The organism is Pseudomonas anatoliensis (genome assembly GCF_017976235.1).
GTDB lineage: Bacteria > Pseudomonadota > Gammaproteobacteria > Pseudomonadales > Pseudomonadaceae > Aquipseudomonas > Aquipseudomonas anatoliensis.
The window spans coordinates 148,586-170,925 of record NZ_JACVHC010000007.1; the positions used below are offsets into that span (position 1 = coordinate 148,586).

Consider the following 22,340-nt stretch of genomic DNA (forward strand, 5'->3'; position numbering starts at 1 on the left):
GACACAACGCAATACCCCCTGTAGGAGCTGCGGCACGCTGCGATCTTTTGATCTTGTTTTTCTAGATCAAAAGATCACAGCGTGCCGCAACTCCTACAGGTTTTTGGTTCGGTAAAAGAGAGTGTGAGTGTTCGCTGTCAGATAACTTGCCAGCCACCGCCCAGCGCCTTGTACAAGGCAATGCTCGCCTGCAGTCGCGACAGGCGCAGTTGCACGTTCATGTCCTGCGCCGCATACAAGGTGCGCTGGGTTTGCAGCACGGTGAGCAAGTCCTCGGCACCCGCCTGATAACGGCTTTGCGCGATGTCGAAAGCGGTTTGCGCCTGACTCAATTCTTCGCTTTGCCACTGCCGTTGCTCATCGAGGCCACGGATGGTGCTCAGGGCTTTTTCGACATCGGCAAAGCCATTGATGATCGCCCCGCGATAGGTCTCCAGCAATTCATCCTGACGGGCCTTGGCCTTGTCGCGTTCGGCGCTCAAGCGCCCGTTGTTGAAGATCGGCGCCGTCAATCCGGATGACAGGTTGTAGAACGTTGTGCGCAGCAGATCCGCCGCCAGATCGGCACCGGTGCCGAGGCTGGCGGTGAGGGTGATTTTTGGCAGCATGGCCGCGCGGGCTACGGTGACGTCAGCCTGGGCCGCCGCCAGTCTGGCTTCTGCGCTGGCGATGTCCGGACGTCGACTCAGCAGATCGCTGGGCACGCCACTGGCGATGTTTGGCCACTGCAATTGCGCGAATGCCTGCTGAGGCGAGGACAGCGCCTGCACCGGTTGACCGAGCAGGGCGGCGAGGGTGATCAGCGCTTCGCGGGCCTGTTGCTGCACCAGCGGCAATTTGCGCTGTTGCTCGGCCACCAGACTTTTTTGCTGGGCCAGTTCCAGCGCGGTGGCGCTGCCTGCGTCAAAGCGGGTTTGCACCAGGTGCAGCACGTTCTGCGCGTTGGCCAGATTGAGTTCGGCAATGCGCGCCTGCTCACGCAAGGCGAGCGCCTGGGTGTAGCTGTTGGCGACGCCGCTTTGCAAGGTCAGCTCGACCGTGGCGCGATCAAACTCACTGGCCTGCACACCGAACACGGCGCTGTCACGGGCGGCTCGTTTACCACCCCAGAAATCGATTTCGTAACTGGCGCTCAGCTCGGCGTCGTAGTAATCCAGCGAGCGATTGTCCGGGCTGACATCCAGTTGGCTGTAGCCTTTGCCGTGCAGAAGCTTCTGCCGATTGGCATTGATTCCGGCCTTGAGTTCGGGCAGCAGCGGGGCCCCGGCAATCGTCGCGCTGGCCTGCGCCTGTCTGACGCGGGCAACGGCCGCGCCGAGGTCATGGCTGCCCAGTCGCGCCTGTTCGATCAGTTGATCGAGTTCGCGACTGCCGAACTGCGTCCACCATTGGCGATTGCTTTGCACCGCGCCGGGATGGTCTGGCGATTGCCAGGCGAGCGGTGATTGCACGCCGCTGTCAGGGCGTGGCGCAGGGCTGCTGCAGGCCGCCAGTAACAGGCTGGCGGCAAGGAATGTCAGTTGCGCTTTCATAGGTTGATCATTCACTGGTAAGGGCTGTGACCGGGTCGAGCCGGGCGGCCTTGCGGGCAGGCATGAAGCCGAAGATGACACCGGTGACCAGGGCGCAGGCGAAGGCGCCGATTACGGCCATCCATTGAAATGCGATTGCCACGCCGCTGAACGACAGAACGCCGCCGACCAGCATCGCCAGGCTGATGCCGGCAATGCCACCGACCACGGAGAGCATCACCGCTTCGGTCAGGAACTGGCGCAGGATGTCGCGCTGACGGGCGCCGGTGGCCATGCGAATGCCGATCTCGCGGGTGCGTTCACGCACGGTCATGAGCATGATGTTCATCACGCCGATGCCGCCGACCAGCAAGGAAATGGCAGCGATGGCGCCGAGCATCAGTGACAGCGTGCCCTGGGTGCGAGCCTCGGCCTGGATCATGGCGGCGTTGTTGGTCAGCTCGAAATCCTTTTTGCCGTTGTGCCGGCGCAGCATCGATTGCTCGATGGCCTGTTCGGCGTCTTTGACCTTGCGTGCGTCCCTGGCGGCGATCACGACATATTCCGGGTTGCGACTGCCGAACAGGCGCGTACTGGCCGCCGAGTACGGCACGGCAATCCGGTTGTCGCTGTCCGAGTCGCCGGAGCTTGAGCCTTTTTCCGCCAGCACGCCGAGCACCTGGAACGGAACGTTTTCAATCAGGATGTATTGACCGATCGGGTCAGCCACGTCCTTGAGCAATTTGTCGCGAACCTTGGTGCCGATCACCGCGACTGCGGCGGCGCTGTCTTCATCGGCCTGAGTGAAGTAGCTGCCCTGTACCACCGGCCAATTGAAGATGATCGGGAAATTGGTGTCGTTGCCGCCGACGTAGCTGGAGTGGTCGGCGTTGCCGAAGCGCACACCGGCGGTCGAGCCATTGACCGGCATGATTCGTTCCACCTGGGGCAGCGTTGCAAGTTCGGCAACGTCATCGAGGGTGATGATGCCCGGTGGCGTGCGCGGGTTGGGTGCCGCGCCGCTGAGGTAAATGATGTTGGAGCCGAACGCCCCCATTTGCGCCATCACCTGGCGTTTACTGCCTTCGCCGACCGCCAGCATCACCACCACTGACGCGACACCGATGACAATCCCCAGCAGCGTCAGCGCGGTGCGGAAACGGTTGATCCACATCACCCGCCAGGCCGCTTGCACGGCATCCAGCAGTTCGCCCCTCCAGGCGCCGGTCTCGGTGCTGCCGGCGCTCAGGCGCTGGCGCAGATCCACTGCCTGCAAGGCGCCGGAATTGGCGGTACGGGCAGGGGCACCTGGTTGCTCGGCGGTATCGCTGATGATCAGGCCGTCACGAATTTCGATAATGCGCTTGGCACGTTGCGCCACTTCGCGATCGTGAGTGATGAGAATCACCACATGGCCCTGGCTGGCGAGCTCGTCAAGCAGGGCCATGACTTCTTTGCCGCTGTGGCTGTCGAGGGCGCCGGTAGGTTCGTCGGCGAGAATGATGTGGCCGCCGTTCATCAGTGCTCGGGCAATTGATACGCGTTGTTGTTGACCGCCGGAGAGCTGGTGCGGGCGATTGCCGGTGCGGCTGCCCAGCCCCAGGCGTTCCAGCAATGCGCTGGCCCGGGCGTGTCGTTCGGCCGCAGGCGTGCCAGCGTAGATGGCCGGCATCTCGACGTTTTCCTGTGCGGAGCCGGACGGGATCAGGTGATAACCCTGAAACACAAAGCCGAATGCCTCGCGACGCAGCCACGCCAGTTCGTCGGTGTCCAGTTGCGCAACGTCTTCACCGGCAAAGCGGTATTCGCCGCTGGTCGGGCGATCGAGGCAACCGAGGATGTTCATCAACGTCGACTTGCCGGAGCCGGAGGCGCCGACGATGGCCACGAATTCGCCGGCGTGAATCGACAGATCGATGCCGCGCAATACCTCCACCAGCGGGCTGTCGTTGCCGCCGTAGGCTTTGCGGATCTGGCGCAAGTCAATCAGGGGCGTTTGCATTCAGCCTCCGTTGCCGACAGCGGGAGCGCTGAGAATGTGATCGCCTTCGGCCAGGCCCTCGAGGACTTGTGTACGTAACCGGTCGCTGATGCCGGTGCGGACTTCGCGCGACTGGATTTCCCCGTTGGCAGCGACGATCTGCGCCAGTTGCCATTGCGGGCGCGAGCCCGGTTGCAAGGCAGTGCTCGGCACTGTCAGGGTGTCCTGCGCGTGTTGTGCGACGAAGAACACCTGAGCGGTCATGTCGGTCATGAGGGCGTTGTCTGTGTTGTCGACGTCGAGCAGTACGGTGTAGAGCACCACTCGCTCACTGCCACTGCGACCGCCGGTGGGGCTGCCGCCCTGATTTTGCTCAAGGGGGCGCGGGGGCACCGGCAGAATCTGCCGCACCGTGCTGCTCCAGCGCCGGCTGCCACCGCTGAGGGTGGTGAAGTAGGCGGTCATACCGGGTTTGACGTGGCCGATGTCCGCTTCGGAAACTTCGGCCCACACCGTCATTGGCGACAACCGCGCGATGCGCAGGATCAGTGGCGTCTGTTGTTGCGCGTTGAGTGTCTGGCCTTCGCGCGCGCCCACAGCGACGACGGTGCCGCTCATTGGTGCAAAGATGCGCGTGTAGCCGAGCTCCGCTTCGTCGCTGCGCAGGCTTGCCTGGGCCTGACGAATCTGTGCCTGAAACATGTCAATGCGTGCCTGGGTGGCGCGGACTTCGGCACGGGCGGTCTGCACGTCCTCCTCGCGGGTGGCGCCGCCGGCGGCGAGTTTCTGTTGGCGCTGGTATTTCTGCTGCGCCAGGTCGTGCTGAGCGCGCTGTTCCTGTAATTGGGCCTTGAGGTTTTCGATGGAGAAACGACCTGCGTCGAGTTTGGCTTTTTGCGTCGACGGATCGATTTCCACCAGCAGTTGGCCTTCCTTGACCGCATCACCTGCCTCGACGTGGATCTTCTGGATTTGCCCCGAGGCCTGCGCGCCGACGTCTACATAGCGTCGCGGCTGCAAAGTGCCCAGTGCTGTCACGCTGTTTTCGATATTGCTGCGGGTCACTTGTACGGTCGCCAGGGTGTCGCGTCCCGGCGGCAGGACTTGCCATGCGGCGACGGCGATCACGGGAATCAGACAGAGGGCGGCGAACAAGGCGCGTCGGGCGGGGCGGGGACGTTTCATGCAGGGTTCCGGCCAGTGGGTTCGGCCCGACGTTCAGCAGGTGCACGGAATGTTCGGGCACTTGAACGCTGTCGCAAGGCACGACAGAAACGGGGAGCTGTCATGTAAACGATGAATGTACGAGGGAATTTAAGCGCTAACACATCAGGTTACAGGTGCCCGTCCGACACTATTCGGCTGGTATGTGGAAACAAGACTTTAAATCTATATGAGAATTACTATAAATTACGCACTTAAGTTGCCACTATCTTGCTACTGCCTGTTAGTGCAGGGCGGATGGGTGAGCCCAAGGACAAAAACCGCGTCGTTGCGGCCAGGAGTCATGTTGGAAAACTACTATCGCGAGCTGGTGTGTTTCCTGAACGCCAAGCTGGGCAACCGTCAGGTTGCCGAAGATGTGGTGCATGACGCCTATCTGCGGGTGCTGGAACGCTCCAGCGACACGCCGATCGAACAACCCCGGGCGTTTCTTTATCGCACCGCGCTGAATCTGGTCATCGACGATCATCGACGCAATGCCTTGCGGCAGGTCGAATCCCTTGAAGTGCTCGACAATGAAGAGCGTTATTTCACCCCGTCTCCCCACGGCACCCTCGATCACGGTCAACGCCTGGAGATGCTCCAGCGAGCGCTGGCAGAATTGTCACCGCTGTGTCGTGACAGTTTTCTGCTGCGCAAGATCGAAGGTCTGTCCCACAACGAAATTGCCGAGAGTCTCGGTATTTCCAAAGCGCTGGTGGAAAAACACATCGTCAACGCCATGAAACATTGCCGGGTGCGGATCCAACAATGGGACGCCCATTGATCCTTCCCCGTTAAATTTTTTTTCACCGTCCTCGTTCCTACTCAACAGACGACCTGCTGTCCTGCTTCGGGCCGGTCAGGTCATTCAGGCTTTATCCCCGAGGTTGAGGGGTTCATCCAGAGGACACTGGAAATGACACAGGCAATTGCATCGCCCATCGTTCACGACCTGATCGGCGTCGGTTTCGGCCCTTCGAACCTGGCGCTGGCCATCGCGCTGCAAGAGCGCGGGCCGACCCAGGGCGAACTGGATGTGCTGTTCCTCGACAAGCAGGCCAACTACAGCTGGCACGGCAATACGCTGTCGACCCAGAGCGAGTTGCAGATTTCCTTCCTCAAGGATCTGGTGACCTTGCGCAATCCGACCAGCCCGTACTCGTTCGTCAATTACCTCAAGTACCACGGTCGTCTGGTTGACTTCATCAACCTCGGCACCTTTTATCCGTGCCGCATGGAATACAACGATTACTTGCGTTGGGTTGCCGGACAGTTCTCCGGGCAGAGCCGGTATGGCGAAGAAGTGCTGACCATCGAGCCGGTGCTGCACAACCATCAGGTTGAAGCACTGCGCGTTATTTCTCGTGGCAGCGATGGCCAGCAACATGTACGCACCACCCGTTCGGTGGTGGTCAGTGCCGGTGGCACACCGCGTATTCCGGAGGCGTTCAAGGCGCTGAAGGGCGACAGCCGTGTGTTCCATCACTCGCAGTACCTGTCGCAGATGGCCAAGCAGCCGTGCGTGAACAATCAGCCGATGAGCATCGCGATCATCGGGGGCGGGCAGAGCGCCGCGGAAGCGTTCATCGACCTGAACGATTCGTTCCCGTCGGTGCAGGTCGACATGATCTTGCGCGGCTCGGCCCTCAAGCCTGCGGACGACAGCCCGTTCGTCAACGAAGTGTTTTCGCCGGAGTTCACCGATCTGGTGTTCCAGCAGAACAGCGCCGAGCGTGAGCGTCTGGTCAACGAGTACCACAACACTAACTATTCGGTGGTCGACATCGACCTGATCGAACGCATCTACGGCATCTTCTATCGCCAGAAGGTTTCCGGAATTGCCCGTCATGCGTTCCGCACCCTGACCACCGTCGAGAGTGCTACCGCCACCGAACACGGAATCGAGTTGGCGGTACGCCACAACGCCACTGGCGAAGTGACTGTGCGCAACTACGACGCCGTGGTACTGGCCACCGGTTACGAGCGGCAGATGCACCGCAAATTGCTGGCGCCGCTGGAAGAATATTTGGGCGAGTTCGAGGTTGATCGCAACTACAAACTGATCACCGACGAGCGCTGCAAGGCTGGCATTTACATGCAGGGCTTCTGCCAGGCCAGCCATGGTTTGAGCGACACGTTGCTGTCGGTGCTGCCGATTCGTGCCGATGAGATTGCTGGTTCTTTGTATGAGCATGGCAAGCATCGTGGGCATCGTTCGATGGCGGATTTGCTATTGGCGACTGCCAGCTAAAATCTGCGCCGCCTGCTACACCGCCATCGCTGGCAAGCCAGCTCCCACAGTATTTTGTGCGATGTCAGCTATCGCTTACTCAACACTGATCCCTGTGGGAGCTGGCTTGCCAGCGAAGGCGGCAGATCAGGCAACATCACCTTTGATGAGCCACCGCCTTCGCGAGCAGGCTCGCTCCCACATTTGGATCTTTGATGAATACAAAAACTGTGTTCGCAGGAGATTCCCTGTGGGAGTGAGCCTGCTCGCGATGGGGTCTTTGAAAACACCAGAATTTCACAATCCTGAACCCTTCCTGAAGAACCCCGACATTCCCCGCCACACTGCCTTTCACGGGTTTACTCTCCAGACATCGAGGCGTAAGCTTCGCGCGTTTTCATCAATAGCGGAGACCCACAGTGGGTACTTGTTCGAGTGACAGTTGTCGGCCGGTCTCGGTAACCGGCAGATTCTCGGCAAGATAACGCGCATTTTTTTGCCGTTGTCTCGCCGTAAAAGCGAGCAGCGGCATCCCGTGCATGGCCAGTCCTTGGTCATGTCTAGACGTCCTTCTCATCGACGCTGAACAGAGCGTGATGTCGACTTTAGAGTCGCCATCGCAGCCCTATCGACACGCCTGTCTTTTCTGACCGGCGCGCCATGCCTTGCCGTGCCGGTTTTCCCGGCGGACGAGGCGCGGTTGTACCTGCTTGACGGTTTCCCGGCTGACCATAGGGGCAACAGCCATGAAACTTACGCTCAAGGAATTTTTCGCAGGTTTTCTGCGTACCCGCCACATCGCCCGGCACTTCCGCCGCCTGGCGTTGCTGGAAACCATCAACGACACCACGGTCAGCCGTGAAGTCCCGCCAACCCTGGCCAATACGCTGGTCGATGCGGCGCACAGCGACAGCTCGGCATTGTTGTCTTCACTGGGTACGCACTCCGATGGCCTTACCGATTTCGAAGTCGATGCACTGCGTGCGCAATACGGTCTCAATGAAGTCGAACACGAGCAGCCGCTGCCGTGGTGGACCCACCTGTGGCACTGCTATAAAAACCCGTTCAACCTGCTGCTGACGCTGCTTGCAGTGATCTCGTGGCTGACCGAAGACATGAAAGCCGCCGTGGTGATTTTCTCCATGGTGGTGCTGTCGACGCTGCTGCGCTTCTGGCAGGAAAGCAAATCCAACCAGGCTGCCGACGCGCTTAAAGCGATGGTCAGCAACACCGCCACAGTGATGCGACGTGATGCGCCGCGCAGCGAGTTGCCGATCAAGCAATTGGTGCCGGGCGATCTGATCGTGTTGTCGGCCGGCGACATGATTCCCGCCGATTGCCGGGTGCTCAGCGCCAAAGACCTGTTCGTCAGTCAGGCCGCGATGACCGGTGAATCGATGCCGGTGGAGAAATTCCCGCGTCAGGCGGATCGCGATACGCGCAATCCGCTGGAGCTGGACAACATCCTGTTCATGGGCACCAACGTCGTGTCTGGCACGGCGGTGGCGGTGATTCTCACCACCGGCAACAGCACCTATTTCGGTGCGCTGGCGCAGCGGGTTGGTGCGACTGATCGGGCGCCGACTTCGTTTCAGCAAGGGGTCAACAAAGTCAGCTGGCTGTTGATCCGGTTCATGTTCGTGATGGCGCCGCTGGTGCTGTTCATCAATGGTTTCACCAAGGGCGACTGGTCCGAAGCACTGCTGTTTGCGCTGTCGGTTGCGGTCGGGCTGACCCCGGAAATGCTGCCGATGATCGTCACCTCAACGCTGGCCAAAGGCGCGGTGTTTCTGTCGCGCAAAAAAGTCATCGTCAAACGCCTCGACGCGATCCAGAACTTCGGCGCCATGGATGTGCTGTGCACTGACAAGACCGGCACGCTGACCCAAGACAAAATCTTCCTCGCGCGTAACGTTGATGTCTGGGGCGAAGATTCTGACGACGTATTGGAAATGGCTTACCTCAACAGCTACTACCAGACCGGCCTGAAGAACCTGCTGGACGTGGCCGTACTGGAACATGTGGAAGTCCACCGTGAGCTAAAGGTCGGCACAGCGTTTCGCAAGGTCGATGAGATCCCGTTCGACTTCAATCGTCGGCGCATGTCGGTGGTGGTGGAAGGGCGCGGCCAAGTGCATCAGCTGATCTGCAAAGGCGCGGTGGAAGAAGTGCTGGCGGTGTGCAGCCAGGTGCGTCACGGCGACGTCGATGAAGCCTTGAGCGATGAATTGCTGACCCGGATTCGTCAGGTCACTGCAGCATTCAACGCTGAAGGCTTACGCGTGGTGGCAGTAGCGGCACGCTCGATGCCTGAAGGGCGCGACACCTACAGCCTGGCCGATGAACAGGAGCTGACGTTGATCGGTTACGTGGCGTTTCTTGATCCACCGAAGGAAAGCACCGCACCGGCGCTCAAGGCTTTGGCCGAACATGGCGTGGCGGTGAAAGTGCTGACCGGTGACAACGAGCTGGTCACGGCGAAAATCTGCCGCGAAGTCGGCCTCGCTCAGCAAGGCCTGCTGATGGGCAACGACATCGAACACATGAGCGATGCCGAACTGGCTGTGGCAGTGGAAACCACCAACGTTTTTGCCAGGCTGACGCCGTCGCACAAGGAGCGCATCGTGCGCATCCTCAAGGGCAATGGCCATGTGGTTGGTTTCATGGGTGATGGCATCAACGACGCGCCGGCGTTGCGCACCGCCGACATCGGTATTTCCGTGGACAGCGCGGTCGATATCGCCAAGGAAGCGGCCGACATCATCCTCCTGGAAAAGAGCCTGATGGTGCTGGAGGAGGGCGTGCTCGAAGGGCGCCGCACCTTCGCCAACATGCTCAAGTACATCAAGATGACCGCCAGCTCCAACTTCGGCAACGTGTTTTCGGTGCTGGTTGCCAGTGCGTTTATTCCGTTTCTGCCGATGCTGCCGATGCATCTGCTGGTGCAAAACCTGCTCTACGATATTTCGCAGATCGCCATTCCGTTCGACAACGTCGATGAGGAGATGCTGAAGAAACCGCAGCGCTGGCAGCCGGGCGATGTCGGGCGCTTCATGCTGTTTTTCGGGCCGATCAGTTCGATCTTCGACATCACAACGTTCGCCTTGATGTGGTACGTGTTTGATGCCAACACCCCGGATCACCAGACGCTGTTCCAGTCCGGCTGGTTCGTGGTGGGCCTGCTGACCCAGACGCTGATCGTGCACATGATCCGCACGCCGAAGATTCCGTTCGTGCAAAGCCGTGCAGCGCTGCCGCTGCTGGTGATGACCGGGATCATCATGGCGGTCGGCATCTTCCTGCCGATGGGGCCGCTGGCGCACTACTTCAAATTGCAGGCGTTGCCGTCGATTTACTTCGTGTTCCTGCCAATGATTCTGCTGGCGTACATGGCGCTGACTCAGGCGGTGAAAGGTTTCTACATCCGCCGGTTCGGCTGGCAATAACACCCAGGCTGCGATCCTTTGATTTTTTCAAGATCAGAAGATCGCTCCCCCTGTAGGAGCTGCCGAAGGCTGCGATCTTTTGATCTTGGTTTTTAGAAGCCAGATCAAAAGATCGCAGCCTTCGGCAGCTCCTACAGGGTATGTGTTTTCAGCCCCCAATAAGGGGCTGTGGTTTATTCAAGGATTTCATCATGCAAGCCATCAACAACCTCAACCTGAGCTCACTGCTCGACACCCTCGTCAGCCTCAGCGCAGCTTTCCTTCTCGGCGGGCTGATCGGCTTCGAGCGCCAATACCGGCAACGTACAGCCGGCCTGCGAACCAATGTGCTGGTGGCGGTCGGCGCGGCGATTTTTGTCGACATGGCCAACCGTCTCGCCGGGGCCGAAGGCGCGGTGCGTGTGGTTGCCTACGTGGTCTCCGGCATCGGTTTTCTCGGTGCCGGGGTGATCATGCGCGAAGAGGGCAACGTGCGCGGCCTCAACACTGCTGCCACCCTGTGGACCTCTGCTGCGGTCGGTGCCTGCGCCGGTGCCGACCTGCTGGCCGAAGCGGTGCTGGGCACGCTGTTCATCCTCGCCGCCAACACTTTGTTGCGGCCGATCGTCAATAACATCAACCGCCAGCCACTGGACGTGGTCTCGGCCGAAGTCACCAATATCGTCTACGTGATCGCCCGACGTTCACAGCAAAAAGCTGTGCTCGCCTTACTCGAAGCCGAGCTGGAACGCAGCAACTACCCGGCCAGCGACGTCGACGTGCACGCCTTTGGCGCCGATGAAGTCGAGATCGAAGCGACCCTGGCGACCACTTCGGTGGACGGCGATGAACTGGATGCACTGATCGCGCGGATCTCGACGTCGGCGCTGGTGGTGCAGGCATTCTGGAGTCCGAGTACCACTGAATGACGTTACCAAAGGCATCCGCTGCCTTTGATCAATCAAGTAAGCCACTCCGGGTCATTGCGGTGTGGCCTTCTTCTTGTTTGCCGCCAGAAAATCCCGCTCGTTTATCAGACTTGTCTTACATGTTTTACGGCGCCCATTGATTAGAGTGTTCCGCTGATTGGAAACATCTCCTACGGCCGCCGAAATCAATGTCCTACAAACACTGGCGAATTCTCGTTGCTGAAGAGCAACTCATCGCGCACAACCGAATCTGCAAGTCCCTCAATGAACTGGGATATCGCACGCTCACACCGGTGCGTTCGTTTCGTGAACTGCTGGGCGTGACCCATTACTCGTTCGAACCGTTCGAGCACTTTGATCTGCTGGTCATCAACGGTGAGCTGATCGCTGCCGCCGGGATTGATCCGGTGCGGTTTTTCCAGAGCAACTCGCAGATTCGTCACGGTGTGATTTATGACGCACGCCGTGGCCAGGCACAGGCAGAAACGATTTATGCCAACCAACGACGCCAGTTGACGCTGATCCGTACTGCGGATCGGCAAACCCTGGCTGCACTCCTCGAACAACTCGATATTTAGGATATTTCCTATGGGATTTGGGACTTTTCCTAACGAGTTCTACGCACAAACACAGGACACTTGTGTGAATTTCACCATCCGCGAGGCAATGATCATGCCCCTTCAGCCGCTTCGAATTCTGGTGCTTGAAGATCACGCGTTCCAACGCTCCGTTGCGGTCAGCATCTTGCAAAGCCTGGGGTGTCGGCAGATATACGAAGCCAGCGATGGTGCGCAGGCACTTGCCCTGTTGGAGGACATCGGCTGCGTCGACATTGCCTTGTGCGACTTGCAAATGGAGGGCATGGACGGCCTGCAGTTCTTGCAACGCGTCGGCGCGTCCGGGCAGGTCAAGTCGGTCATCATCAGCAGCTCGTTGTCGGTCGATCTGCGCCGGGCGGTACATCAAATGGTGACGCTGCTCGGTCTGGATCTGCTGGGCGATGTCGGCAAACCACTGCATACCCAGGTGTTGGCCGATCTGCTGGAAAAATATGTTGAGCGGCCGAGCCTTCGCGAAACAGCGTCGGCGGTTGTTACTCTGGCCAGTGAGGTGTCCGTGCGGCGGGCTTTGGCCGATGGGCAGTTGCATGCCTGGTATCAGCCAAAATTCGATCTGCGCAGCGGTGAAGTCTGCGGTGCAGAAGTGCTCTGCCGCTGGCTGCATCCAACCCGGGGCATTATTTCGCCCGCGCAGTTCATGCCAGTGCTGGAACGCTGTGGCCTGCTCGACGAGTTGTTGTTCTCTCAGCTCGATCAGGCTTTGGATATTCAGCGAAGCGCCCGGGAGCAGGGTTTCGTCCTGAATCTGGCGTTCAACCTGCAAGCCGTGCAGTTGGCCAGCGCTGGGCTGACCGCGACCCTCAAAGGCATTTTGGCGCGCCACGCTGCCCAAGGCTTGGGACTGACCTTTGAGCTGACCGAAAGCGGCTTGCTGGAAGCGCCGGCTACCAGCCTGGAAAGCCTGGTGCGGTTGCGGATGATGGGTTGTCGCTTGTCGATCGACGACTTCGGTGCCGGATTTTCCTCGCTGCAACGGCTATGTCAGTTGCCCTTTAACGAGATCAAGCTCGACGCTGATTTCATTCGTAACCTTGAACGTGAACCCCGTTGCCGCGCAGCGATCAGCAGCACTTTGGCGCTCGGCGAAACCCTCGGCATGACCGTGGTGATCGAGGGCATCGAGACCGATGCGCAACGCCGCGAACTGCTGGCACTGGGCTGCACGCAAGGACAGGGTTACTGGTACGCAAGACCGATGGCCGGAACCGATTTGCTGAACTGGCTGCAACGGCGCAGTTATCAGCAGATCTCGGGCGAATGACGTTTTTTAGGAAAAGTCCTACAGAACCTGCCGTTGAGGTTGCGTAGTCTTGCCGCACCCAGAAACCTGATCACCGGGAGATTGACCATGATCAATAAAGCTCTGCGTATTCTTATCGCTGATCCGCAGCATTTTCACCGGATGAAAGTCGAGCGTCTGTTCAACAGCCTCGGCTACTACCGCGTTGCCCCGGTGCAGAGTATCGCCGAGCTGTTGACGCTGGTGGACTACGGCTGTGAACCGTTCGACGTGGTGGTCATCAACGCTGAACTGGCGATGGGGTCGCTGGATCTGCTGGGGTTTTTCCTCGACAACCCCCAGGTGCGTCATGCGCTGATCTACAACGAGCCCTCGGCGCCATTGCAGGTGAAGTCAGGTTTCGCGCAGGAGAACGTGCAGATCAGTCATGCGGCGTCGCCCGGCGAGCAGGCAATCAGGCACTTGATGGCGCTGGTCGATGCGGCCAAATGGAAACAGGATGGCGTTGAGCAGCGTCGGGCATATGCATAAAAACACCCTCACCACAACTGTCAGATCTGACAGGTGATTTCCATTCCATTGCGTGTAACAGTCGCTGCGCAGCCATTGAGTCTGGATCAGCCGATCCCGGTGGTCTTATTGCCAGATTTTGTAGCGGGAGTGGAAATGAAGTCAGCGCTGATCGTCGACGATCACCCGGTGGTGCGCGCCGCCATCCGAATCGTGCTGCAAACCGAAGGTTTCAAGGAGATTCACGAGGCGTCCAGTGGCAACGAGGTGGTGCAACTGATCCGCGAACACCGGCCCCGACTGGTCGTGCTTGACTTGCATCTGCCAGCACTCGACGGGCTGGACGTACTGGCCCGAATCAAGGCCAACGATCTTGCGTGCCGAGTTCTGGTGTTCAGTTCCCACGATCCCTTGTTTTACTAGGAACGTTGCCTGCGCGCCGGGGCGATGGCTTACGTAACTAAAACCAACCAATTGCAACAGTTGCACAAAGCGATACAGGCAGTGATGTCGGGCTACACCTATTTTTCCGCGATGCCCGACAACGTCAGCGTGTTGAATGCAGTGCAAGCCACGGAAAAACAGATGATCGATCAGCTCTCTGATCGAGAATTGAGCATTTTCGTGCAACTGGCGCAGGGCAAGGCCAACAAGACGATTGCCGAGGACATGCACCTCAGTCACAAAACTGTCAGTACCTACAAAACCCGACTGATGAAGAAGCTCGGCATGGGTACAGCGGTGCACTTGCGCGATTTCGCCAAGCGCAATCATTTGATCTGAGTAGCCGGACATGAGCCAGGGAGGGCGTATCTGTTGGCTGTGGCTAAGCCTTGTAACCTCTTGCTGGGCGAGTGAAACGCCGCAGGTTCTTGAGGTGCTGACCCGGTCCGGCCTGGACCATGTCCAGGTTCGTCTGGACGAACATGACCGCCAATGGCTGCGTCAGCATCCGGTGTTGCGCATGGGCATTTCCGGTCGCGATTACCCACCGTTCGAGATCACCCGCAATCAGCATGAACTGGAAGGGCTCACGGCCGATTACGCCGACCTGCTGGCGCAACTGCTTGGCCTGAGAATCGAAGTCCAGCGTTTTGCCAACCGGGATGCGGTGATGGTGGCACTCAAACGTGGCGATCTCGATGTGCTGGGGACATCCAACAGCTTTGAGATCGCAGATCCTGCGATCGTTCTATCCCGACCCTATGCCGAAGATCAGCCAATGCTGGTTACCCGGCTCGAAGAGTCCATGCCGTTGGATCTCGCCGGCAAGCGTATCGCCATGGTCGAGGACTACATGCCGCTGGCGACGGTGCAGATGTTCTACCCCGAAGCGAGCGTGCAACTTTACTCCGCGGCAATGGATGCACTGGGAGCAGTGGCGTTTGGTGCAGATGATGTTTATCTGGGCGACTTCATCAGTGCCAGCTACTTGATCAACACCAATTATCGCAATGACCTGCGATTGGCCGGGCCCGCGGGGCTTGATGCCAATCCATTCGGCTTTGCGCTGATGCGCAGCGATGTGCGCCTCAAACGTCTCGTCGACAAGGCGTTGGCGGCGATTCCCATGGAGCACCGGCAGCGTATCGAACAGCGCTGGAGTGTCGGTCTTGCCGAGATGGCTGAACAAACACGGGTGCAGCTCAGTGCCGCAGAACAGCAGTGGCTGGATCAACATCCGGTGGTGCGGGTCGGCGGCATCGAAGATTTCGCCCCGCTGAGTTTTTTCGACGCGGATGGCCGTTTCAGTGGGCTTGCGGCGCAACTACTCAGCCTGATCAGTCAACGCAGCGGCCTGAATTTCCAGATCGTGCGAGGGTTGTCGCTGGATCGCCAGATCGAGCAGATGAAGGCTGGTGAGCTTGATGTGTTGCCCGTGGTGACGCCCAGCAGTGAGCGTGAAAACGAACTGCAATTCACTCGGGCCTATCTGAACAATCCGTTCGTGCTGGTCAGTGCGACAACGGCGGCGAGCCCGCGCAATCTTGATGACCTGATGGATAAACGGCTGGCGATTTATCGCGGCCACCCGTTGCGCGGTTATTTGCAGGAGCGCGTATCGGCATTACGTTTTGTCGAAGTCAAAAGCCCCGCCGAAGGCATGGCGTTGATCGCCAGGGGGCAGGCAGACGCCACCGTGAGTTCCTTGCTGGTGGCTCGATTTCTGATCGCCCGTCATCATCGCGAGCGTCTGCGTATTGCCAGCACCATTGGCGATCAACCAGCCCGAATTGCCTTGGCCACCGCACCGCAGTCTTCCATGTTGCATTCGATCCTGAACAAGGCGTTGCTGAGCATCGCTCCGCAACAGATGGACGAACTGATTGCCCGCTGGGGCCATGATGTGGTGGTGGAAGAGAGCTATTGGCTGCGTCATCGCCGCGAGATACTGCTGGGTTTTGCGGGGGCGGCAAGCCTGCTGTTGGCGGCGCTGATCTGGATCGGTTTTCAGCGCAGGCAGATCCGTCAGCGTCAGCAGTGGTTACAACAATTGCAGCAAGCCAAAGACGCAGCGGACGACGCCAATCGGGCCAAAACCACGTTTCTGGCGACCATGAGCCATGAAATTCGCACGCCGATGAATGCACTGATCGGGATGCTTGAGTTGGCGCTCAAACGCGCCGATGAGGGCGTGACGGATCGCCTGGCCATTCAGGTGGCATCCAATGCCGGGCAACAGTTATTGGCACTGATCGGCGATATCCTCGACATCGCGCGCATTGAAACCGGGCATTTGTCCCTGGCCCCCGAGCGGGCCAACCTGCGGGAGCTGGTGGTGTCAGTGTGCCGGGTGTTTGAGGGGCTGGCGCGACAGAAGCGCTTGCTGTGGCATGTCGAGCTCGGTGCGCACAGCGATGTCGATGTATTGATTGACCCGACGCGCTTCAAACAAGTGTTGTCGAATTTGCTCAGCAACGCGATCAAGTTCACTGAGGAGGGCGAGGTCAGCTTGTGGCTGACGGTGACGGCGGTATCGGCCGAGCGACTGACCGTGAAAGTGCTCATCGAAGACAGCGGGATCGGCATCAGTACGCAGGACCGGCAACGGTTGTTCAGCCCTTTCGTACAGGCGAGCAATAACACTCAATCGGCGCGCGGTGGTTCCGGATTGGGCTTGGTGATCAGCCGCAGCCTCTGCGAAATGATGGGCGGCTCGTTGCACCTCGACAGCGAGCCGGGGCGCGGTACACAAGTGCAAGTCAACCTCGAACTGCCACTGCTGGCCGCCATCGCGCATGCCCCGGCATCACCGTTTACGCAGGATATGCCAGTGTGCTCACTGAGCGTTCTGGTGGTGGACGATCATCCGGTGAACCGTTTGTTGCTGTGCTGGCAGTTGAGTGAACTGGGCCACCGGACGATTGCTGCTGAAGACGGCCATGAAGGACTGGAACGTTGGCTGGCACAGCCATTCGACGTGGTCATCACCGACTGCAACATGCCGCGGCGCAACGGCTATGAACTGGCGCGGGCCATCCGTGACGAAGAAGCCGCTAGCGACCGCGCGCCCTCTCTCTTGATCGGATTTACCGCCAATGCTCAGGTCGAGGAGAAGGTTCGTTGCATTGATGCCGGCATGGACGAGTGCCTGTTCAAACCGATTCGCTTGCACGACCTGCAGCAGGCGTTGACGGGTGCCAGCCAGTGCGACAGTGGTGTCGAACCGGTCGAGGGCACGACCCTGACAGAAATCGACCTGAGCGCGCTGGAGCAGATGGCCGGCAATGATCATTCGATGATTGATCGCCTGCGTGCAGAAGTTTTGCGCAGCCTGCACCACGACCTGCAACGCCTCGACGATCTGAACCACGAGCATGACAGTGACGGGTTGCGCGAACTGGCCCATCACATCAAGGGCGGCGCGCAGATGGTGGGGGCGGCGCGTGTGGTGTCGGCGTGCGCGGGTGTTGAACAGGCATGTATCGAGGCTGAAGCCGTTGCCGTGGTCAAGGCGATCCATACGCTGCGCGAGGCCATGAACAGCCTGGCGCAGCGTCTTCAGGGCTGAGCATTCAATCGCGCTGATTAATCCCAGGCAGGCGCAATGCCTTTGGGGCTGGTAAGGCGATGGCCGCGATCCAGCGTGGCGATTTGCGCCATCTCGGCATCGCTCAGCGTCAGGGCCGTGGCGCCGAGATTGCTTTGCAGGTTGGCGCGTTTGGTCGATGACGGAATCACCGCGTAACCCGACTGCATGGCCCAGGCCAGAGTGACTTGCGCCGGGGTGACGTGCAGGCGTTCGGCGATCTGCTGGATCAGAGGATCTTTCAGCACTTCGCCATAGGCGAGGGTCATGTATGAGGTGATGTGGATGCCCTGACTCCGGGCGAACTCGGCTACTTTGCGGTTTTGCAGATACGGATGCAGCTCGATCTGATTGGTCGCGATGTTGTCGGCGCCTACGGCAGCAATGGCCTGTTTCATCAGGTCGATGGTGAAGTTGGAAATACCGATCTGCCGGGTCAGGCCCAAACGCTTGGCTTCCAGCAGGGTCGTCATGAACTCTTCGACGGGCACTCGATCGTCCGGCGATGGCCAGTGGATCAACGTCAGGTCGAGGTAGTCGGTCTGCAGTTTTTGCAGGCTCTCTTTGAGGCTGTCAATCAGGCGCTCTTTGGCGAAGTTGGCAACCCAGATCTTGCTGGTGATAAACAGCTCTTCACGTGGGATGCCGCTAGCGGCGATGGCCTGGCCGACGTCGGCTTCGTTCTCGTAGATCTGTGCGGTGTCGATGACCCGATAGCCGAGCTCGAGGGCGGTGCTCACCGAATCGATGACCACCTGGCCTTGCAGGCGAAACGTACCAAGACCGAAAGCGGGAACAGACATGAAGACTCCAGAGGTTGCAGTGGGAATGGGGGGAGTATCCGCGTCTGCGGCCATGGGAAAAACCGTTGGCGGGGCAAAGCACTGTTGATCAGAAGTCATGAATCAATTCCGAGACCTGTGATGTCTGGCCAGGCCTCTTCGCGAGCAAGCTCGCTCCCACAGGGAATTGTGTTGGTGCTGAATTCTATTTACACCCCCGAAACCTGTGGGAGCTGGCTTGCCAGCGATCGCCGCGACTCGGTCTTGTGGCTGTCGAAGTTCACTGTCCTCCAGATAGAACGCTGAAGCTGATTTTTGCCGTCTAGTGCAATCATCGTCATGCAATTAAGCTCAATCCATTGCGTTATTCACACCTTTGGAGCCAATCATGAAAAACATCATCGGTATTTACACCAGCCCTCGCGGCCATTGGGTCGGCGATGGTTTTCCGGTTCGCACACTGTTTTCCTACGACAACCTTGGCAAACACATCAGCCCGTTCTTGCTGCTCGATCATGCGGGGCCTGCTGAATTTACGCCGACCACCGAGCAGCGCGGCGTGGGTCAGCATCCGCACCGTGGTTTTGAAACCGTGACGATTGTTTACGACGGTGAAGTGCAGCACCGCGACTCAACCGGCAGCGGTGGCACCATCGGCCCGGGCGACGTGCAATGGATGACTGCCGCTTCCGGGATCCTGCATGAGGAGTTCCACTCGGAAAACTTCGCCAAAACCGGTGGCAAGCTCGAAATGGTTCAGCTGTGGGTCAACCTGCCGGCCAAGGACAAAATGGCTGCGCCGGGTTACCAGACAATTCTTGATCACGACATCCCGAGCATTGCGCTCAAGGACAATGCCGGTAGCCTGCGTTTGATCGCCGGTGAGTTCGACGGTCACACAGGTCCGTCGCGCACCTTTACGCCAATTGATGTCTGGGATATGCGCTTGAACGCTGGCAAGTTGCTGGCGCTGGATCTGCACGAAGGACGCAATACTGCGCTGGTGGTGTTGAAAGGTTCAGTGCAGATCAATGAACAGGAATCGGCGGAGCAGGGGCAACTTGTGTTGTTCGAGCGCGACGGCCGTCAACTGACTCTCGAAGCTGGAACCGACGCCGTGGTGTTGTTGCTGAGCGGCGAGCCGATCGACGAACCGATCGTTGGCCACGGCCCGTTCGTGATGAACACCGAGCAGGAAATCCACCAGGCCTTCGCTGACTTCCAGTCCGGGCGTTTTGGCCGAATGCACGGGTAATTCCAGCCACACCAAACCCTGTAGGAGCTGCCGAAGGCTGCGATCTTTTGATTTGGTTTTTAAAGATCAAAAGATCGCAGCCTTCGGCAGCTCCTACAGGGGGCTTAGTGTTTTTTTGAAGGCTGAAATCAATTACTCCTACACTGTCCCCAATCTGTGCGATCTTCGCGCGATTGGCCTTCGTCGGAGTTGTTTGATGCTGTCTCTGCTGACTGAACATCCGTTGTTTTGCGCGTTTATCCTGATCCTGCTCGATCTCGGACTTTGGCGTCTGATCAGTTCCCGTGGCAGTGAATGGAAACTGCTTGTGCGGGTGCTGATTTTCACGGTGTTCAGCCTTCTGCTGTTCAATGAAGGTCTCAATCCGATGGAGCCCGCGCCGTGGGCCGACAACGTTCCGCTGCACCTGGCGGCGACCGGGTTGCAGATCGGCTGGTGGTTATTCGGCGCGCGCACGCTGACGGTGTTGATCGGTGCAGTCATGATGCAGCGGGTCGGGCACACCGGGCGGCTGCTCCAGGATTTGCTCGGCGCGGTGATTTTCCTGATAGCAATCATCGCGGCATTGGCGTACGTGCTGGATCTGCCAGTCAAAGGAGTGCTGGCGACTTCCGGCGCGCTGGCGATCATCGTCGGTCTGGCCTTGCAGAGCACGCTGAGCGACGTGTTTTCCGGGATTGTCCTCAACACCACCAAGCCGTATCAGTTGGATGACTGGATTTCCATCGACGGCACCGAAGGCCGGGTCACTGATATCGACTGGCGTGCCACGCGTCTGCAAACCAGTCAGGGCAGCATGGCGGTGATTCCCAATTCGCTGGCGGCCAAGGCCAAGATCATCAACTTCAGTCGACCGAGCAACATGTTCGGCGTATCGGTCAGCGTGCAGGTCAGCCCCCATGCTCGGCCCCATTCGGTGATCGACGCGCTGGAGCGGGCGATGCAGGGCTGTCGGCAACTGCTCGACACACCCGCTCCGAGCGTGGCGTTGAAAAGCTCCGGCAGCAACGGCGCCGAATACGAGATCAGCGGTTTCGTCGCCTCGATGAGCGAGAAACGGCTGGTGCGCAATCAGCTGTTTGATCTGGCGTATCGGCACTTGCAGGCATCCGGGGTCAATCTGCTGTCGAGCGATGAAGGCAACGCACCGACCCAGTCGTCGCGACCGCGTGCGTTGCTCGACAGCTCACCGATCTTTTCGACGCTGCGCCAGGAAGAAAAGGACACCTTCAGCCAGAACATGGTCCTGCAGACTTTCCGCGCCGGGGAGGTAATTCTGGCGGGCGGGGAGGTCAGCGATCACTTGTTCATTGTCGAGTCCGGGGTGGTTTCGGTGACATTGAAACGTCACGGCACACCGTTCGAGTCCGGGCGCATGGGCCCGGGCGAAGTGATCGGCGAGGCCGGAATTCTCGCCGATACGTCGCTGCCGGCGGACTTCACGGCAAAAACCTTCTGCGCCCTGTATCGCATCGAGAAGTCCTATCTCAAACCGTGTCTCGATGCGCGGCACGACATCAACGATGCAATGACGGCGCTGTTTGATTACCGTCTGCACAAGGCGCAATCGCTGACCGAGGAAGCGCCCGTGGTGGTGCCCAAGAAAGGCTTTTTGCAATGGCTGCGCAGTCGCGCCTGAACCCTTCAGCGCTGTTGTCGCACGCCGTAGCGGGACGATTCAATGCAACCAGTGCGAGGCCGACAAGGTCAGAATTTTCACAACCTCTGACACGAGCCCCGGACGATGAAAAACCTGCGGATCGCCACCTTCAACGTCAACGGCCTGCGCGCGCGGCTGCCCAATCTGCTGGAGTGGCTCAAACGCGAGCAGCCGGACATCGTTTGTCTGCAAGAACTCAAATCGCTCGACAGCGCGTTCCCTGCCGCCGACCTGGAAGCTGCCGGTTACGGCGCGATCTGGCACGGTCAGGCGGCTTGGAACGGTGTGGCGATCCTCGCCCGCGATGCGCAACCACTGGAGAGTCGGCGCGGCTTGCCCGGTGATCCCGAGGACAAGCACAGCCGTTATCTGGAAGCGGCGGTGCACGGCGTGTTGGTCGGTTGCCTGTACCTGCCCAATGGCAACCCACAACCGGGGCCGAAATTCGATTACAAACTGGCGTGGTTCGAGCGGCTGATCAGCTACGCGAAAGACCTGCAAAGCAGCGATCACCCCGTCGTACTGGCCGGCGACTACAACGTCGTGCCCACCGACATGGACATCTACAACACCCGCTCATGGCTCAAAGATGCGTTGCTGCAACCCGAAAGCCGCGAGTGTTATCAGCGATTGCTGGATCAGGGCTGGACCGATTCGCTGCGGCATCTGTATCCCGAAGAGCGCCTCTATACCTTCTGGGATTATTTCCGCCAGCACTGGCAGAGCAACTCTGGCCTGCGCATCGATCATCTGTTACTCAATCCGGCGCTGAGTCCTTACCTGCACGAGGCCGGCGTAGATGCCTGGGTGCGCAATGAACCGCACGCCAGCGACCATGCACCGACATGGATTCGCATCGGTTCACGGAAAAAACGCTAGGGGCGATTGGTGAAATCAATTGTCGAATTCAGTGCCCGATACCGTATACATGGCGACCATCAACGCAGTGACCTGCGGCCCC

The 22,340-nt window shown here is 59.2% G+C and carries 15 protein-coding genes and 1 pseudogene; 12 read left to right on the top strand and 4 right to left on the bottom strand.

Annotated features, from left to right (window positions below; translation table 11 throughout):
* Positions 1-137: 137 nt before the first annotated feature.
* The 3 genes from ICA16_RS22220 to ICA16_RS22230 are packed head-to-tail and all read right to left on the bottom strand — an operon-like array spanning position 138 to position 4,677.
* Entirely contained in the window at positions 138-1,532 is a 1,395-nt protein-coding gene (locus ICA16_RS22220; RefSeq protein ID WP_210701589.1) for an efflux transporter outer membrane subunit, read from the bottom strand.
* A gap of 7 nt (positions 1,533-1,539) precedes the next feature.
* Complete coding sequence (locus ICA16_RS22225; protein WP_150601406.1) at positions 1,540-3,513, bottom strand: MacB family efflux pump subunit; 1,974 nt, start codon at positions 3,511-3,513, stop codon at positions 1,540-1,542.
* On the bottom strand, positions 3,514-4,677 hold the full coding sequence (locus ICA16_RS22230) for an efflux RND transporter periplasmic adaptor subunit (RefSeq protein ID WP_210555578.1): 1,164 nt from the start codon (positions 4,675-4,677) through the stop codon (positions 3,514-3,516).
* A gap of 322 nt (positions 4,678-4,999) precedes the next feature.
* On the opposite strand from ICA16_RS22230, the gene ICA16_RS22235 reads away from it, so the two are divergent.
* The 9 genes and pseudogenes from ICA16_RS22235 (at position 5,000) to ICA16_RS22275 (ending at position 17,664) form a co-directional block, all read left to right on the top strand.
* The gene (locus ICA16_RS22235; protein ID WP_150601408.1) at positions 5,000-5,482 is read left to right on the top strand and encodes a sigma-70 family RNA polymerase sigma factor; all 483 of its coding nucleotides are present in this window, start codon (positions 5,000-5,002) and stop codon (positions 5,480-5,482) included.
* Positions 5,483-5,614: 132 nt separating this feature from the next.
* Positions 5,615-6,949 (top strand): lysine N(6)-hydroxylase/L-ornithine N(5)-oxygenase family protein, encoded by a 1,335-nt coding sequence (locus tag ICA16_RS22240; RefSeq protein ID WP_210701590.1) that lies wholly within the window; start codon positions 5,615-5,617, stop codon positions 6,947-6,949.
* Between the two features lie 725 nt (positions 6,950-7,674).
* Positions 7,675-10,374 carry a magnesium-translocating P-type ATPase gene (gene mgtA, locus ICA16_RS22245; RefSeq protein WP_210701591.1) on the top strand — a complete coding sequence of 900 codons (2,700 nt, stop codon included), beginning with the start codon at positions 7,675-7,677 and terminating at the stop codon, positions 10,372-10,374.
* A 191-nt stretch (positions 10,375-10,565) separates the two neighbouring features.
* On the top strand, positions 10,566-11,282 hold the full coding sequence (locus ICA16_RS22250; protein ID WP_150616682.1) for an MgtC/SapB family protein: 717 nt from the start codon (positions 10,566-10,568) through the stop codon (positions 11,280-11,282).
* A 188-nt stretch (positions 11,283-11,470) separates the two neighbouring features.
* Complete coding sequence (locus ICA16_RS22255) at positions 11,471-11,860, top strand: hypothetical protein (RefSeq protein ID WP_150616681.1); 390 nt, start codon at positions 11,471-11,473, stop codon at positions 11,858-11,860.
* A 64-nt stretch (positions 11,861-11,924) separates the two neighbouring features.
* Positions 11,925-13,163: an EAL domain-containing response regulator gene (locus ICA16_RS22260; protein WP_318010467.1), complete on the top strand. Its 1,239-nt coding sequence runs from the start codon at positions 11,925-11,927 to the stop codon at positions 13,161-13,163.
* An 87-nt stretch (positions 13,164-13,250) separates the two neighbouring features.
* A complete protein-coding gene (locus ICA16_RS22265) occupies positions 13,251-13,673 on the top strand; it encodes an ANTAR domain-containing protein (RefSeq protein ID WP_150616680.1) in 423 nt (140 codons plus the stop codon).
* A gap of 135 nt (positions 13,674-13,808) precedes the next feature.
* Positions 13,809-14,435 (top strand): annotated as a pseudogene (locus ICA16_RS22270) (response regulator).
* Between the two features lie 10 nt (positions 14,436-14,445).
* A complete protein-coding gene (locus tag ICA16_RS22275) occupies positions 14,446-17,664 on the top strand; it encodes a transporter substrate-binding domain-containing protein (protein ID WP_210701592.1) in 3,219 nt (1,072 codons plus the stop codon).
* A 17-nt stretch (positions 17,665-17,681) separates the two neighbouring features.
* On the opposite strand, the gene dkgB is transcribed toward ICA16_RS22275, so the two are convergent.
* Positions 17,682-18,485 carry a 2,5-didehydrogluconate reductase DkgB gene (gene dkgB / locus ICA16_RS22280; RefSeq protein ID WP_210701593.1) on the bottom strand — a complete coding sequence of 268 codons (804 nt, stop codon included), beginning with the start codon at positions 18,483-18,485 and terminating at the stop codon, positions 17,682-17,684.
* Positions 18,486-18,852: 367 nt separating this feature from the next.
* On the opposite strand from dkgB, the gene ICA16_RS22285 reads away from it, so the two are divergent.
* The 3 genes from ICA16_RS22285 to xth all read left to right on the top strand — a co-directional run bounded on the left by ICA16_RS22285 (position 18,853) and on the right by xth (position 22,258).
* Positions 18,853-19,719, top strand: a complete 867-nt coding sequence (locus ICA16_RS22285) for a pirin family protein (protein WP_210701594.1) — start codon at positions 18,853-18,855, stop codon at positions 19,717-19,719.
* Between the two features lie 196 nt (positions 19,720-19,915).
* Complete coding sequence (locus ICA16_RS22290; protein WP_150601419.1) at positions 19,916-21,358, top strand: mechanosensitive ion channel family protein; 1,443 nt, start codon at positions 19,916-19,918, stop codon at positions 21,356-21,358.
* A 105-nt stretch (positions 21,359-21,463) separates the two neighbouring features.
* Positions 21,464-22,258: an exodeoxyribonuclease III gene (xth, locus tag ICA16_RS22295; protein ID WP_150601420.1), complete on the top strand. Its 795-nt coding sequence runs from the start codon at positions 21,464-21,466 to the stop codon at positions 22,256-22,258.
* The last annotated feature ends 82 nt before the right edge of the window (positions 22,259-22,340 follow it).